The 14423-nt window shown below is 41.7% G+C and carries 15 protein-coding genes and 1 pseudogene; 10 read left to right on the top strand and 6 right to left on the bottom strand.

The window, feature by feature from the left end:
- The 4 genes from AC1HDP_RS18460 to AC1HDP_RS18445 all read right to left on the bottom strand — a co-directional run.
- Nucleotides 1–2277: DUF2357 domain-containing protein (locus tag AC1HDP_RS18460; RefSeq protein WP_479640025.1), on the bottom strand; the 2277-nt coding region annotated here is incomplete at its 3' end.
- 85 nt (nt 2278–2362) lie between these two features.
- On the bottom strand, nt 2363–4381 hold the full coding sequence (locus AC1HDP_RS18455; RefSeq protein WP_479640024.1) for an McrB family protein: 2019 nt from the start codon (nt 4379–4381) through the stop codon (nt 2363–2365).
- A gap of 18 nt (nt 4382–4399) precedes the next feature.
- The gene (locus AC1HDP_RS18450; RefSeq protein WP_479640023.1) at nt 4400–5425 is read right to left on the bottom strand and encodes a DNA cytosine methyltransferase; all 1026 of its coding nucleotides are present in this window, start codon (nt 5423–5425) and stop codon (nt 4400–4402) included.
- Nucleotides 5415–5747, bottom strand: a complete 333-nt coding sequence (locus tag AC1HDP_RS18445; protein WP_479640022.1) for an HVO_A0114 family putative DNA-binding protein — start codon at nt 5745–5747, stop codon at nt 5415–5417. The genes AC1HDP_RS18450 and AC1HDP_RS18445 overlap by 11 nt, the downstream gene beginning before the upstream one ends.
- A gap of 478 nt (nt 5748–6225) precedes the next feature.
- Here AC1HDP_RS18445 and AC1HDP_RS18440 point away from each other — a divergent pair.
- The 4 genes and pseudogenes from AC1HDP_RS18440 (at nt 6226) to tnpC (ending at nt 9228) form a co-directional block, all read left to right on the top strand.
- A pseudogene (locus tag AC1HDP_RS18440) lies at nt 6226–6896 on the top strand (IS6 family transposase).
- A gap of 78 nt (nt 6897–6974) precedes the next feature.
- Nucleotides 6975–7319 (top strand): IS66 family insertion sequence element accessory protein TnpB, encoded by a 345-nt coding sequence (locus AC1HDP_RS18435; protein WP_140929966.1) that lies wholly within the window; start codon nt 6975–6977, stop codon nt 7317–7319.
- Nucleotides 7316–7666, top strand: coding sequence for an IS66 family insertion sequence element accessory protein TnpB (gene tnpB, locus AC1HDP_RS18430; RefSeq protein WP_140929967.1), 351 nt, complete (start codon nt 7316–7318; stop codon nt 7664–7666). Before AC1HDP_RS18435 ends, tnpB begins: the two co-directional genes overlap by 4 nt.
- Nucleotides 7667–7746: 80 nt before the next feature.
- Entirely contained in the window at nt 7747–9228 is a 1482-nt protein-coding gene (gene tnpC, locus AC1HDP_RS18425) for an IS66 family transposase (RefSeq protein ID WP_140929968.1), read from the top strand.
- Between the two features lie 294 nt (nt 9229–9522).
- Here the strand turns inward: tnpC and AC1HDP_RS18420 are convergent, their stop codons facing one another.
- Both AC1HDP_RS18420 and AC1HDP_RS18415 read right to left on the bottom strand, forming a co-directional pair.
- Nucleotides 9523–9720 (bottom strand): hypothetical protein, encoded by a 198-nt coding sequence (locus AC1HDP_RS18420; protein WP_479640021.1) that lies wholly within the window; start codon nt 9718–9720, stop codon nt 9523–9525.
- Between the two features lie 68 nt (nt 9721–9788).
- A complete protein-coding gene (locus AC1HDP_RS18415) occupies nt 9789–10355 on the bottom strand; it encodes a recombinase family protein (RefSeq protein WP_479640020.1) in 567 nt (188 codons plus the stop codon).
- A 236-nt stretch (nt 10356–10591) separates the two neighbouring features.
- On the opposite strand from AC1HDP_RS18415, the gene AC1HDP_RS18410 reads away from it, so the two are divergent.
- The 6 genes from AC1HDP_RS18410 to AC1HDP_RS18385 all read left to right on the top strand — a co-directional run bounded on the left by AC1HDP_RS18410 (nt 10592) and on the right by AC1HDP_RS18385 (nt 14324).
- The gene (locus AC1HDP_RS18410; RefSeq protein ID WP_140934224.1) at nt 10592–11275 is read left to right on the top strand and encodes a ParA family protein; all 684 of its coding nucleotides are present in this window, start codon (nt 10592–10594) and stop codon (nt 11273–11275) included.
- Nucleotides 11275–11631 (top strand): hypothetical protein, encoded by a 357-nt coding sequence (locus AC1HDP_RS18405; protein ID WP_479640019.1) that lies wholly within the window; start codon nt 11275–11277, stop codon nt 11629–11631. Before AC1HDP_RS18410 ends, AC1HDP_RS18405 begins: the two co-directional genes overlap by 1 nt.
- A gap of 974 nt (nt 11632–12605) precedes the next feature.
- On the top strand, nt 12606–12728 hold the full coding sequence (locus tag AC1HDP_RS18400) for a hypothetical protein (protein ID WP_276613173.1): 123 nt from the start codon (nt 12606–12608) through the stop codon (nt 12726–12728).
- Nucleotides 12729–13002: 274 nt separating this feature from the next.
- On the top strand, nt 13003–13260 hold the full coding sequence (locus AC1HDP_RS18395) for a hypothetical protein (protein WP_140934226.1): 258 nt from the start codon (nt 13003–13005) through the stop codon (nt 13258–13260).
- Nucleotides 13261–13743: 483 nt separating this feature from the next.
- Nucleotides 13744–13989 carry a type II toxin-antitoxin system HicA family toxin gene (locus AC1HDP_RS18390; RefSeq protein WP_140934227.1) on the top strand — a complete coding sequence of 82 codons (246 nt, stop codon included), beginning with the start codon at nt 13744–13746 and terminating at the stop codon, nt 13987–13989.
- Nucleotides 13986–14324 carry a type II toxin-antitoxin system HicB family antitoxin gene (locus tag AC1HDP_RS18385; protein ID WP_479640018.1) on the top strand — a complete coding sequence of 113 codons (339 nt, stop codon included), beginning with the start codon at nt 13986–13988 and terminating at the stop codon, nt 14322–14324. The genes AC1HDP_RS18390 and AC1HDP_RS18385 overlap by 4 nt, the downstream gene beginning before the upstream one ends.
- The last annotated feature ends 99 nt before the right edge of the window (nt 14325–14423 follow it).

The following is a 14423-nucleotide window of genomic DNA, read 5'->3' as shown; positions in this document are numbered from 1 at the left end:
GTCAGAGGTAGACGCTAACGCTAAATAGCGAATTTCCTCGGCAATATGTTGCTTAAATTTCTGCAAAAACGTGCTTTGCGGCAGGTGATACCACCGCGCAGTACCTTGCTCAAATTGTTCAAAATAGCCATCATCACGACCACGTTGCCCACCTAATGCCACTGTCATCGTCAAATCAGGGTACAGCACTTGGCGCATGCCATAATACGGTATGCGTGCTGCTTCTTGTACGTAGAGCCTTTCCGCCATGCCAGCAACGGGATACATGGCTTCATTGTTTTGCCCTGCTTGTACATTCGGTGCTGTGCCAATTTGCGCTTGCAAGAACGTTAGCAACCACTGGTGACCAGAATAACTGCTCTTAGTCTGGGTAGGATCAGTTTGACTCGGTAAAAGGGCAAACGCGCCAATACCCACTTCTTCTATCGCGGCTGCGTAGGGGTTGGATTTTGTGGCTTGGTCAAAAAAGCCTGGGTATAAAGCAAACGCACCAAAAACAGGGCGGCTTTTTTTGGCGGATTGACCTGCGATTAAACTGGATGGAGACTCAGACAAGCGCGGCTCTGATAAACGAATGAGTGCATCCCGATAACGGTGCATTTGGTTGATGGCATCGTCTGGTACGTAATCCGTACTTTCAATATCTTCATTGCTGTCATCAAAGTGGTTTTTATCGGTTTTAATGCGGTATTTAGCATCAAACAGCCAAATAAACTGCTTCTCTTCTGATGAGCCCGAGTCTGAACTTACGCTTTTAGGCAATGTCACTTCCAAGACAATATCCGGCTCTTGGTTAACTAAATACGAGCGTATTGATTGGCCCTTTTTGGTAAATTTCGGCTCGTGTGCCAGCCTAGCGGTCACACCATCGCTGCGTTTAAAACGAAAGGCACCGGCAAAACCATCTGTTAGTTGGTACTCAAAAAACTCATTTTGAGCGAGCTTCGTTGCACTGTTTTCCACCAATTCAAAACCGAGATCTTGCTCTAAAATCTGTTTCAAACACAAAAAGCACCATACTTCATAAATCTCGGCCACTGACTTCATCGAAATACTCGACTGATTGCCAAACACATCTAAATAAAATTTCAGCTCTTGCCAAATACGATACACCGCGCTGTAACCCGTTTTTTGCTGTAGCACTAACGACTCACGACTTAACCCCGTGTATGCGCCAACCTCTTTTAAAAAACTTTGCCCTGACACTTTTTGTAGTGGCTGCTGCCAACTATGTAACTCATTTAAAAATGAATCTGACAACCGTTGCCGTTCTGGCGCTTGGTTACTTTGCCTAAGCTTTTGTTCAAACTCCGCTAATTGCCGCTTGCTTTTGCTCACCGTCATTTTGATAAAGCGATTTTCAGGGGTATCAACACTCAGTTGCTTTTTTTCGACCGCGTAGCGTTTATCGTACTGGCCACTAGCAAAGCCTTGCTTGACTTGCTCCGCTAACTTATGAGGCAAACGGCCTTTTAATTTGGCCGCTTTGATATTAGCAACCGTCGGTTGCAAACGGCTATGGGGTGCGGCACTAATCACTTTTAAGCCTTGCTCAAAACGCTCCCTTAACGCGGTAAAATTAGCCAACCACATCAGAGGAAAATGCCCGCGTTGCTGGCTAGTCGCTGCGTCTTGCTCGGTTTTTTCTACCAAACTAAAGCGCCAAAGGGGGTAAACCTTATCAATGGCGTGGTACATGGCGGGCAAGTCTTGGTGCAGTGCCATTTTGGTTGGCAGCACTTCAAAGGCAATATGCTGAGTCTGTGTTTTGCCATTCAGCTCAAAGGTAAGTGGCAAACGTAACCACCCCACATCATTGCCGGTATTGATAGTGCCGGTTAAACGTGCAGGCACTACGCCCCTTGCGGTTTTTACTTCGGGGACAAAACGAAATGCCTTATTCACACTTTGGCTGCGGTGGGTTAACCGCGCATTAGACACTTCACTAAAAAAGACCCACTCGAATTGGTACTGAGTATTCTCAAAAAACAAAGGCGAGTTTAATGTCAGTTCTGTGTGTTTCGCTAAACCATTGGTAACAAGACCACTTTCATCTAACCCACTTTGTACTAAACCATCTGCAACCAGACCTTGCGGTTCAATAGCATTGATCAGTTCAGCCGCAGGTGCAAAGCGCAATTCGTAACTAGGTTGTATATCATTAACGTTCGCCCTGTGCGCCATTGTATTCTGGTACACGCTCAACCGCTGGCTAATATCATTCGCCCAAACCGAAAACTCAAAGTCGGGGGCTTGTAATCGTATTAACTCAGGCATTCCCTACCACTCCTTACACCATCACTGTACGGGTTCTGCTTATGGGTTGCATTCATTACAGAAGGCATCAAACAGCACCGACTCATTAAGGCCAGAAACTAGTAAAGGTGGCGCTGGCTAATCGCTCGCTCATCCACTGCAACTTCGCTTTTGAACGGCAAGGTATGCGAAGTACTTTTTCCTCATCAGTAGCGTCATCGACCACGATTTTTTCGCGATACAAGTCAGGGCGTTGATTAGCTTCGTCCGTTTCAGACGCTAACCAAATTGGGGCTAACTGGACTGCTAGTACAGTGCCCAGTTCGACTAACAAGGCCTTACCATCGGATGTAGTGAGTTTATCGGTATCACCCTCGACTCGCGGCAGAACCTTACACATCATAAAGTCGTCCCATACGGCTTTTAGAGTCAAGTCATCTTGTGGCTGGCTGCTGGCCACAGCGAGAAGAAGTTCATTTAAAGCACGAAACGCTAATTCAAATGGCGTATTTTTTAGCCCTGCATTAACGGCCGATAAAAACGCTAGGGTTTTAGAGCCATCCGCATCAAAAGTATCAGCTAAATCCGCTTTACTGGCGTGTGACCAAACGGGGTAACTAAGGCGCTTATTGCAACTGGTTGGGGTGAAAAAATCGTTATAGTCGTTCGGGAAAAACGCACCAAAATCAAAGCTCAGCGCTCGGTCAATCACCTTGCGCGAAAAGCCGTGAGTGGTTTCATCCATATTAACCGTGCCTGCAACGATTAAGCTGAACGGAATGCCTAAACCGTATTCGCAAATTAACTGCCACAGCTCGTCATAATTTTTATTTTCACAATTATCAAAGCCTAGCGCTTCACGTAGCCTTTCTTTATCAGCTATTTCTTTAATGGTGGCAGGCTTTAATAGGGCATCACTGCTGTAGGTAAAGCTGTCACCTGTCCAACACCATTCGCGGGTTTCTAGCACCGACAAGTAATCGGCAAAATACTGCTCAACAGGGGCAAGGTTCATTTCATCTAAACACAGCCAGTAAGGCAATACCTTATCTAACTCATCGCGTTCGCCTGCCACTACTAAACGCTCGCCTTGGTCTTCGCTTTCTTGAACTTCGATGGTTAAGCCACTATCAGCAATCGCACGCCAAGCTTTAGCGATAAATTGCAATACATCGGTAGTGATGTATTCGGCATTTCCGTCTTTTGCTAGGCGAGAAATATAACCCAGCAAATCACTCGGCTCATGCCAGTCTGGACGCACCGAGGTTAAACAATAGGTTTCAGCAAACTGCCCCGAGGTTTTAGCCTGCTCGCGCACAAAACGCGTTTTACCTGTACCTGAGATGCCAGCGAGAAGGAGGAAAGGTTTGGACAGAACAACAACAGAGCTTGAATTAGAGCTTCTCAGTATAGTTTCATGATCTTGTTTTTTTACTTCAAAGAGCGATGTTAACTCAACTTCGCTTTCAGATAATAAAGAGCTCAAGTCTTTTGAATATTCCACAAAATCATTGCTATCGGAGTAGGCTATTAAATCAGCCAGACCTGAAGAGTATTCTTGCTTCACATACTCAATAAGCTTATTAAAGAGGGCTCTTGGCTCACGGTCATTTTCACTAAATTTATTAAATCTATTCAACCAAATTAAAAATGAAAAACCGACTCGAGAAAAGTCATACTTTTCTTTTAATTTATTCAAATAATCATTGGCCAATGAGAATTTATAATCGTCAATTACGATTAAACCCTTATTGGCTTTTTTAGGATATTTTTGAACACTTTGAGTTGAATGAGTAGCCACGCCAGCACTTAATAAATTACTGCCAACACCAAAGTCAGATTTCTGCTTTATGTCATTAATGAAGTTAGTTGTGTAGCTTCCATCTTGATCTAACTTAACAACATCACCAACATAGGCAATAAAGTCATCCAAGTAAGGATCTGTTTTGTGCTTAAGTTTTACTAAAGTTACCGATTCTTTATTAAGCAGGCGAGATAATGCTAAACAATGTCGAATAGCACTAACATCTTGAGTAACTCCTTGTTTAACTTCTTCGCCATTTGCCAACAACTTAAAACCATTAACAGCTAAAAGAAGCAAGTCTCGTGATAAATATAAGTCCATAAAAAGATCCTTTCGCAATTAAAATGCTTGCTCTAAAACACTCTTAGCTATGTGATAAGCTAGCTTCGGTGGAACAGCATTCCCTATCATCTTGTATTTGCTTGGAATACTATCACCAATGAATTTAAAGTCATCAGGAAATGATTGAAACCTAGCGATCTCTCTAACAGAATATCTTCTGTTTTCAAGCGGGTGTAATATTCCAGAGTTTTCAGGTGTAGCAGCCGCTGTAATAGTCCCCATTATTTCATCTAGATTGAACTTTCGATAAAAATTAGGAGATCGATACCTTTTTATTTCTTTCCGAATACGTTTCAAGCGTTCTGGTAAAACATCATCAGGAATATTTTTCCATGAACCTCCAGCAGGGATGTACGATGATAGAAGCTGTGCCTGTGGTGACAATGGCCAAATCTGAAACTTTTCATCATCCAATATACTATTGTTGATAACTGTACTGACTGTTAAATCTGGTGAGATTATAGGAGAAGGGAAAACAAAATCACCTTTAACATCATTTCTAACTCCTATTATTATCACCCTGTGACGATTTTGAGGGACTTCAAAATCAGACGCTTTTAGCAATTTCCAATATGTACGATAGCCATGCTCAAATAATTCATTTTCAATACGTTGTGGCATTGGCATGCCTTTGTCATCTTTTGATGAAATAAAGCCTCTAACGTTTTCAAAAAGCACAACCTTCGGCTTTTTTTTATCTACAATATTCATAACACTTTCAAAAAGACCACCACGATGATCATCCATGCTTTTTCGATTTCCTGCACTAGAAAACGGCTGGCAAGGTATACCTGCAAGTATTACATCGATATCATTAGGGATTTCAGAATCTATATCGACTTCCGTAATGTCTTTTATTAATATCTCACCTAAATTATGCCGATAGGTTGCCTCAACAGTTTTCTCAATGTCATTTGAAAAAACAATATCAAATCCCGCTTGATGAAAGCCAAGATCTAAGCCTCCACAACCTGAGAATAAGGAGATAGTTCTAGGTTTTATTGATGCACTGCTATTTATCATTATTAACTACTACTAAAAATTCTTTATGAATGACTGTAGGGCGAAGCATGGTTTTTGTACTTTGCATTTCAACCAAGTTGTACTTGCCCAATGTTTTCAATGTTCTCGACACATTACTGACCGCTCTACCGGTAAGCGCTGCCAGCTCGGTTACCGATTGCGGCTGTTGCTCGGCGATTATGTTTAACAATTGCTGATTTTCTTTCGACAGCACATTGGCCACCGATTTCAGCGAGTCGAACCAGATATCAATGGGGTAACCAGGGTCCGGCGTTTGGCCTTTAATCCCAATCACGCAGCGCGATTGTTTTGCGTTTTTCATTGCTTTACCCTCATAGCTTACTCAAATCGTTTGCTCACTAACTTCCCAGCAAGTAGATAAAGCAGCGCTTGGCCAATAAAAAGACAGCACACTTATACAACATAAGCCGCGCATCTTATCAACTGCTGATAATATCGCAAGGATATTTTCCGTTTAGAACAAAACCGCCTTCGGCGGGGCTAGTTTTCGGTATGGCATGAAGTTATTCTGCACCTAACCGAGTTTTTGCCGAGCTAATCTTGATGCTCTTTCGGGCGATAAAACATCTGTTTACCAAAGACAAACTATTATCAACGCTACTGGATGAAGGTTATCCATTTAGACCAGTGGAGTTAGAAAACTTAGCAAAAATGCTGACCTGTGGGACGAGCCTGATAGGTGGTCGTCATTACCAGTGCAGCAATCCAGATTGTCCGGTTCTGTCGCAAACTGAGGAACAGGTTTATCATGAGCGATACTCTCTTAACTAACATCATCAATGTCACTTAACTTTTCTGGACGTCATTTTCCAACAGATATCATCATGCAAGCCCTACGATATTACCTGGCCTATAAACTGAGTTACCGGGAAATTGAGGAGATGTTCGCTGAACGTAATATCCATTTTGACCACTCAACACTGAACCGACCGTTGGGTTATCAAATATGCGCCGCAACTCGAAGCCATATTCAGGAAGAGAAAGCGTCGAGTATCAGGGTCGTGGAGAATGGACGAAACCTACATAAAGATTAAAGGTCGCTGGGCGCTGGGTTTACTATTATCGCGCCGTGGATAAATACAGCGCTATTATTGATTTTTATTTGAGTGAGACCCATGATGAACCTGCAGCTCGGGCATTTTTCAATAAAGCTATCAACCAACATGGCTTACCTGAAAAGGTCGTCATTGATCAAAGTGGGGCGAATGCTGCGGCATTAGAGTCCATTAATATTCGTCTTTGGCTGTCTGGTTGCATGTTGTTTATGATTGAGGTTTTAGCCATAAAATATCTGAATAATATTGTTGAGCAAAGCCATCGGAAAGTGAAGGGTAAAATGCATCAATGTTTGGGTTGGAAGTCTTGGGAAGGTGCCAAATCAACGCTTGCTGGCGTAGAACTTTGGTCCATGATAAAGCAAGGGCAAATGAACACCACCGAAAAGATGTAACCGTCCAGCGAACCACACCTCGCATCGTTAATCTGATTATTTGAAAATATCTGCTCATTGATAAATTTGGAGCAGGTGATGACAACTCACAAAACAAGTCAGCAGTGGCGACAGTTACTTTTACAACGCAATACTTTTAGTGGCACTAATATCGAATTTTGCCAGCAACATAATGTCTCGATTACCACCTATTATAAACAGCGCGCTTTACTGGGTAAGCAACAGTACCAGCCAAGCGTGTCAGAGCAAACATCTCACGTTACTCAATCACGCTTTATACAACTAAAACAAACCACCACTGAAGTCTGCACGCAAACTCATCAACACCCAGTGCTGTTTGATACCCGAACTGGCCAACTCACTCTTTCAGCGGATTTAGCAACAACGGATATCCTTACCATCATTAAGGGGCTAATGGCATGAGGATGTTTGTTGATGTGCCTTCCGTCTATTTATGTGCCGATGCTGTCGATTTTCGTAAATCGATTAATGGATTAGCCGCCTTAGTCGAAGCCGAGCTTGAACTACCGGTGCTCAGTGGTGCGCTATTTGTATTTTGTAATAAAGGCCGTGACAAACTCAAATTACTTTATTGGGATAACACTGGCTTTGCGCTGTGGTATAAGCGATTAGATAAGCATAAGTTCAAATGGCCCAAACTCATGTCACCCACAATGACATTAACCGAGCAGCAATTACACTGGTTATTAGGGGGTTATGATGTCATTGGCCACAGTAAAATTGATGTGACGGGTAAGCAACTACTTTAATATTTGCGATCAATTGATGATCATCAAAACAAGGTCAATTAGCACTACAAAGCCTTTCGATATGCCTTAACATAGGCGTCATGAAAAATGAACTCGCCCTTACACAGCGCATTGCTGAACTTGAAAAACTGTTAGCGCAGAAGGATGCACTCATCGCAGCCTTGGAAGAGCGCTGGCGCTTGGCTCAACAAAAACAATTCGGCAAAAGTGCTGAAGGCTTTGTTGGGCAAGGCGAGTTATTCAATGAAGTGGAAGAGATTGTTGAAGCCATTGAGGCCGAGCAACAAACCATTAGCTATACCCGCAAAAAGCCTGTGCGTAAGCCACTGCCAAAAGACTTACCTCGCGAGCAAGTTATCCATGATATCACCGATAAGACCTGTGATTGCTGTGGCGGTGAGTTACATAAAATGGGCGAGGATAAATCAGAAAAGCTTGAGTTTATTCCAGCCAAAATCAAAGTGATTGAGCACATTAGGCCTAAATACGCTTGCCGCCACTGTGATAAATCCTCGACTCAAACGCCGATTAAACAAGCCTCAATGCCAGCGATGCCAATCAATAAAGGCATTGCTACAAGCAGTTTACTCAGTCAGCTTATCACCAGTAAATATCAATACGGGTTACCGCTTTATCGCCAGGAAGCGATGTTTAAGCAATATGGCATTGAGCTCAGTCGCCAGACAATGAGCAGCTGGATAGACAAATCAGCCACCCTCTTCGCACCATTAGTTGAACGGCTTAAAACAGAGTTGTTAAAACAGCCCACGTTGTTTGCGGATGAAACGCCATTAAAAGTGGTGAAATCCGATAAAGTAAACAGCTACATGTGGGTCTATTGCTCAGGTCGAGATTCACCAGCCCCGAATAATCCTATCCCTAATATTGTGCTTTACGACTTCCATAACAGTCGGGCTGCCGCCTGCGTGGTCAATTATCTTGATGGATATCAAGGCTATTTGCACGTAGATGGATATCAAGCTTATGAAAAAACACAGGCAACCCTAGTGGGATGCTGGGCACACGCTCGTCGTAAATTTATCGAGGCAAAAAAGCTGCAAGGCAAAAATAAAACCGGCAAAGCGGATATGGTATTAAGCCTTATCCAAAAACTGTACGGTGTAGAGTCACGCATCAACGATAAAAGTCCTGATGAAAAGTACATTGCCAGACAAGAGGCTAGCCTGCCTATCCTAGGCAAGCTAAAAGCATGGCTTGAGCAAAACCAGCCCAATTTAGTGGGTAATACCAAACTGATGGAGGCAGCTAATTACCTGGCTAATCAATGGCACAAACTCATTCGTTATGTTGATGATGGCAGATTGAGTATTGATAACAATCGTGCAGAGCGAGCCGTAAAACCGTTTGTGATTGGCCGAAAAAATTGGTTATTCAGTCAGACAGCTAATGGGGCCCATGCCAGTGCCACGCTTTACAGTATTGTCGAAACGGCAAAGGTCAATGGCTTAGTACCATTTGATTACATCATGGCTTGTCTTAATGAACTGTGCCAACCAGCACCGGATATCGACAGCCTGTTACCATGGAACTTTAAAAGATAGGTGTAGTTGCCCAGACGCTTACGAAAAGATGACACCATGGGAACAATTTTATTCTTTAGCTGCATAATTGTATCTGAGAGATCCTGCGCCCTTAAAATATAACAGCAAGATCTCAGTTTGCGACAGAACCCCTTACAGCTAACGCACTTGCCACTTACGCTGTAACGCTTAGGTGATTCACTATGGCAGCCGTCACAGTGATGTTCTGATGTGAACATCCGTTGTTGCGCGAGAGTAGCCTTAATGCATTCATCTTCTATTGTTGTGCGTTTTTTCGTCATGGGATGTTTTATCTTAAAAATAGACTCGTAAAATCCAATCAACCAGGGCTGATTTCGTTTGGATCGGTCGGGATGTGAACTCAAGTAGCTCACGTCCTTCAAAGGTGCCTATCACTAACATCGCCCCTTTTTCTACAATCCAGTAATTATTATTTTTCGTTGCTTTAAATGAGCCATTATCTTCAATGGCAACAAAATCACGTGAGTTCAATGTAAGACCTTTTGTTGTGTTTGGTTTGTATTCGAAGAGTTATACCGATATCAACATGTTTCGGAAGGCTATGTTATCGTCTTTTTCACAGAATTAATGGCGCGATAAATAGATGCTTCGCCGAGCTGATACTCCTTGGCAAGTTGACCAATGGTCGCCCCTTCAGCTCTTTTATCATAAATTGCTTGTTTTAAGATGTTTGTGAGTTTTACAGGTCTACCAAATTTGACACCATTTTCATGGGCTTTTGCTATGCCTTCAGCCTGCCTTTCTGTTCGTAAGTCATTTTCAAACTCTGCAATCGCAGCCAACATATTGAACATGAGTCTCCCAGTCGAAGTGCTCGTATCAATGTTCTGATCGATAACGAGTAAATCAATACCTTCACTTTGGAAACGCGAAGCAATCTGGGCTAAGTGAACAACTGAGCGAGCAAGGCGATCTAGTCGAGTTACCACCAAGGTATCCCCTTCACGCAAATAACTCATGCAAGATTGAAATTCCGACCGTTCAGTTGTCCTACCACTGCGTTTTTCTTGATATATCTTGTTGCACTCAGCTTGGTGTAACTTGCTGAGTTGCACCTCTAAGCTTTGACCTCTGGAGCTTACCCTGGCATAACCAACTCTGGACATAAATTATCATTTCTCATTAAATGTTTTGATAATTCATTTATGATAGTAGTTTTGATAGACAATAACTAGGGCTATCAAATAGTATACTTTTTGAGTGGGTGTTTCTATATAGCTAGCTATCTTTTGTTTGTATAGCTAGCTATTATGATTTAAGATAGCTAGCTAGTAGTTTGATTTGAATGTCGCTAGCTTATAACTGATAGCTAGCTATCTTTTGCTATATGGAGAACTGAATAATGGCAGTTATAGCATTTGCACAAAGTAAGGGTGGCGCTGGAAAGACAACCGCTTGCGTTACATTAGCCGGTGAGCTGTGTCGTCAAGCATATGATAGTGGAATACAAATTACTCTGATTGATACCGACCCTAATCAACATAGCGCTGGTTGGGCTAAGAAAGATGGCTGTCCATCAAATCTGGTTCTGATAGAAAAATCAACCGAAGATACCGTTCTGGATGATATTGAAACTGCGACCTCTCTAACTCAATTTGTTTTAGTAGATCTTGAAGGTTCAGCTAACTTTGCTGTGACGCAGGCAATTAGTCGTGCTGATTTGGTTATTGTTCCATGTCAGGGATCTGAAGATGATGCTACCGAAGCGGCAAGAACTATCGGATTAATCCGCAAGCAAGGTCGCTTGCTGGGTCGGAAAATTCCCTGCTGTGTTTTACTCACTCGCACAAGTGCAGCGATACAAACTCGATTATTGAAATTGATTAAACAGGATTTTATTGATAGTGGTGTTCATATTCTTAGTTCAAGCTTGATCGATCGCGAAGCATTTAGAGCTGTTCGTAGCTATGGTGGGACGGTAAACAGTTTAAACCCTGCGGTAGTCTCTGGAACAGATAAAGCAGCCATAAATGCTAAAGCTTATGCCAATGATGTAAAACGTATGCTGTTGGAGGCTAATAAATAATGGATAACACACGTACTAAGATCGTCATTGATGAAAGTGATGAAGATATTTCGCTTTTAAAAGTGTTAGCCGCAACAAGTAATAAAGCTGAACCTTTGACAGATAGGCAATTGAAGGAAGTTGAAGCTCAAAGTGCCACATTGGGCTTCACGCGCCGCGAAAAACGTAAACGATCGCCATATGTCATTCAAAAAAACATCAAAATTCGTGTTGGAATGGATGAACTTTTAAGCGAATTAGGTGTGGCAGTGGGCTCTAGGAGTGATCAGGAAACATTTGATATTGCTATTGCTAAACTGATTGAAAGTCTCGGTTCCGTGCGGCTTTCGAACATGTTAGACGAAATCACAAAGTGATAGCTAGCTAGTTTTTGGATATATAGCTAGCTATATTTTTGGTGGCTAGCCATCGTTTTATATATCTAATTTGTCTGTTTTCATACGATCTTATATTGGCCAGTAATGATGGTTCAGATCATTACTGGCCTGTGCCAAGAATTAAGAAATGAGGAATCTAAATTCATGTTACAAATACAGTATAACGATATCGGTAAAGTTCGTCTAATTGACATACCACTGTTGCCCTCTGGTTTACTCATTAAGTGGTTGGCAACCAAACCAATGTGGATGCAAGAACGCGTGATTAAACAGCTTACATTGATGCATTAAGCATGTAAGAATGAAAAATTTCCGCTGATATTGTACTAATCGAACGAAGTCATCGGTTGGCTTTTGTTGCATTCTTGTTGGTAAGAATGAGGGGTAGACAGTTAATACTTTACGTCTTGATAGTTGTAATGGAGCAAACTCTAATAGAATAACGGAACAAATTAATGGAATCATTGCACAAAACAAGGCAATTGAAACACAAAAACGCAGTATTGCTATATTGACGAGGTTGTCATATAGTTACCGCAGGAGATCTGACACATCAGCATGTGAGAAATTTTGTACCAGCGAAATTTCTAGAAGCTACTAGCCTTAAAGGGCTACAAAAAAACCGCCTATGGCGGTTTTTTTGTGTCCAAATTTTAAAAAGTTATACTTTATTGAACCAAAAAATCATATAATTAATCACGTCTGCTAGGTTTATCTGCTAGACACGATAAAGGCACCCTAATCATTTATGTACAGTATAAATGCTTAGGGTGGGACTATGTTCTGCCCTTTATGCTCTTGTTCTCTGGGGTGGTACCCAGCATCTGGTCTTAGAACAAGTCCATGAACCTTAGTCGTGTTGATGTGTCAGATCTCCTAATTTGATGCGTCTTGTTTCATGTGTTGACCAGAAGCAAATGGAACCACGGCTCCTTGTTTGGAGCAAAATACCAATGTCTATTTTTGAATTGGTCATTCTTGTTATATCCATTATTGTTGCAGCAGGTGGTGTGAAAATCACTGTCGGCGATATCAATATTGGTAATACACGTAAAGATGACACCAACAAAAAGTAAAATTTTTCCCGTCTTCGTGACGGGTTTTTTATGCGCTAAGAATTTATTGTGTAGCCTATTAGTAAGCGCCTAATTAACCCCACATTCCAATAGCATTGCGCTTTTGCCAAGCTACCTCAAACTTTAAGAGGTACTTATGACTTTATCTTTGATTAACAAACAACAATACTGGCAAGGCATCTTTGCCCAATTTGAAAGAATGAACACCTTAGATAGTTGATTTTGTAACTTTTTCATGTTTAACTTGAATTTGTAACTTAATCAAGGGGTGGATATGACTGAGGTTAAAAATAAACATGGCGGCGCTCGTACTGGTGCTGGTCGCAAAACTAAATATGAAAAAACGGTTGTTACGCGAGTGCCTGAAAAATATCACGATGTGATAGCAGCTCTCATTCGGCACCTAGATGAATGTGAGTTGGTAGATAAAAATTACAATGACGCTGTATCAGCCCCAGTGTTTTTACGTTCACTCAAAGACAAACCTCAGCAAGTGACGTTTACTGTTTCAGCGATTAAGAAAAATGATTAAGTTACAATTTCAAATTCAAGTCTTGTGATTGCCCTCATGTGGAAAAGCTAGGGACAGAAAAGAGCTGCCCCCAGCTTTACCACAATCAGTCTGGTTAGCGTTTGTGCTGCCTAATGGTTTGCGCTCTGCGCTCAATAAGTTCTTTTATTTTTGTCTTTACAAGACAAGGCGAAATTTTCGCTTTTGATGATCGATTTACCATTATGAATATTGTGCGCATAACGACTTTGCCACTCATTCAATATCAGTGCCGAACGCCTCAAAATCACCACTAAACCTCTGCCAAAAACACAAAAAAACAATTCTCAATAATTGGTCAATTTCACCACTTTGATAGTTCGCCCGAAAATAGCCATCAACGGCTCAAAATAATAAAACTGCTGAAACTATTCGGTATGGCAGAATACATACAATGCGACTATATATAGTTGCGTGGTGTTCTGTTGGTTTGGTATAATCACCTCCTATATAGCAGGAGGTATAATGACGAAAACGGATAAATTATTAGCAAAACTCAAGTCGTCCAAAACACTAACGTGGCATGAATTAGCTGGTGCGTTAAAAATGCTAGGTTATCAACAAGTAGAAGGCGATGGTTCAAGGGTTAAGTTTGATAATGGCATTCCGAAAGAGTTAATTAACCTGCATAAACCGCACCCTAGAAATGAATTAAAGGCTTACGCATTACGCCAAGTCAGAGACAAATTAACCGAATGGGGGAAACTATGATGCAAAATTCAATGACATATAAGGGATATCACGGCTCTGTAGAAATCAGCCCTGGCGATAATATTCTGTTTGGGCAAGTATTATTCATTTCACCGTTGATCAACTATGAGGCCGAAACAGCCAAAGGGTTAGAGCAAGCATTTCAAGAGGCAATTAACGCTTATCTTGTTGATTGCGCACAACAAGACATTCAGCCAGAGAAGCCTTGTAAGGGATCGCTTAATGTTAGGTTAGGACATGACTTACATTTAGCTGCGTCTATCGCTGCATTTCAGGCATCGACTAGCACGAATGAATTTATCAAAAGGGCTGTACAAAAAAGTGTTGGATTATAAGCCTTGATGGAATTTCTAGGGTTTCAGCATAGAACCCAAATAGATGATCAAGAGCAAGAATATGATGTGTTGATCCTGAACCGCTAGCTTTAGATTCAA

It is taken from the genome of Shewanella sp. ISS20 (assembly GCF_056522965.1).
The sequence above is the reverse complement of the archived record's forward strand: the minus strand, read 5'-3'. Positions and strand labels throughout refer to the sequence as shown.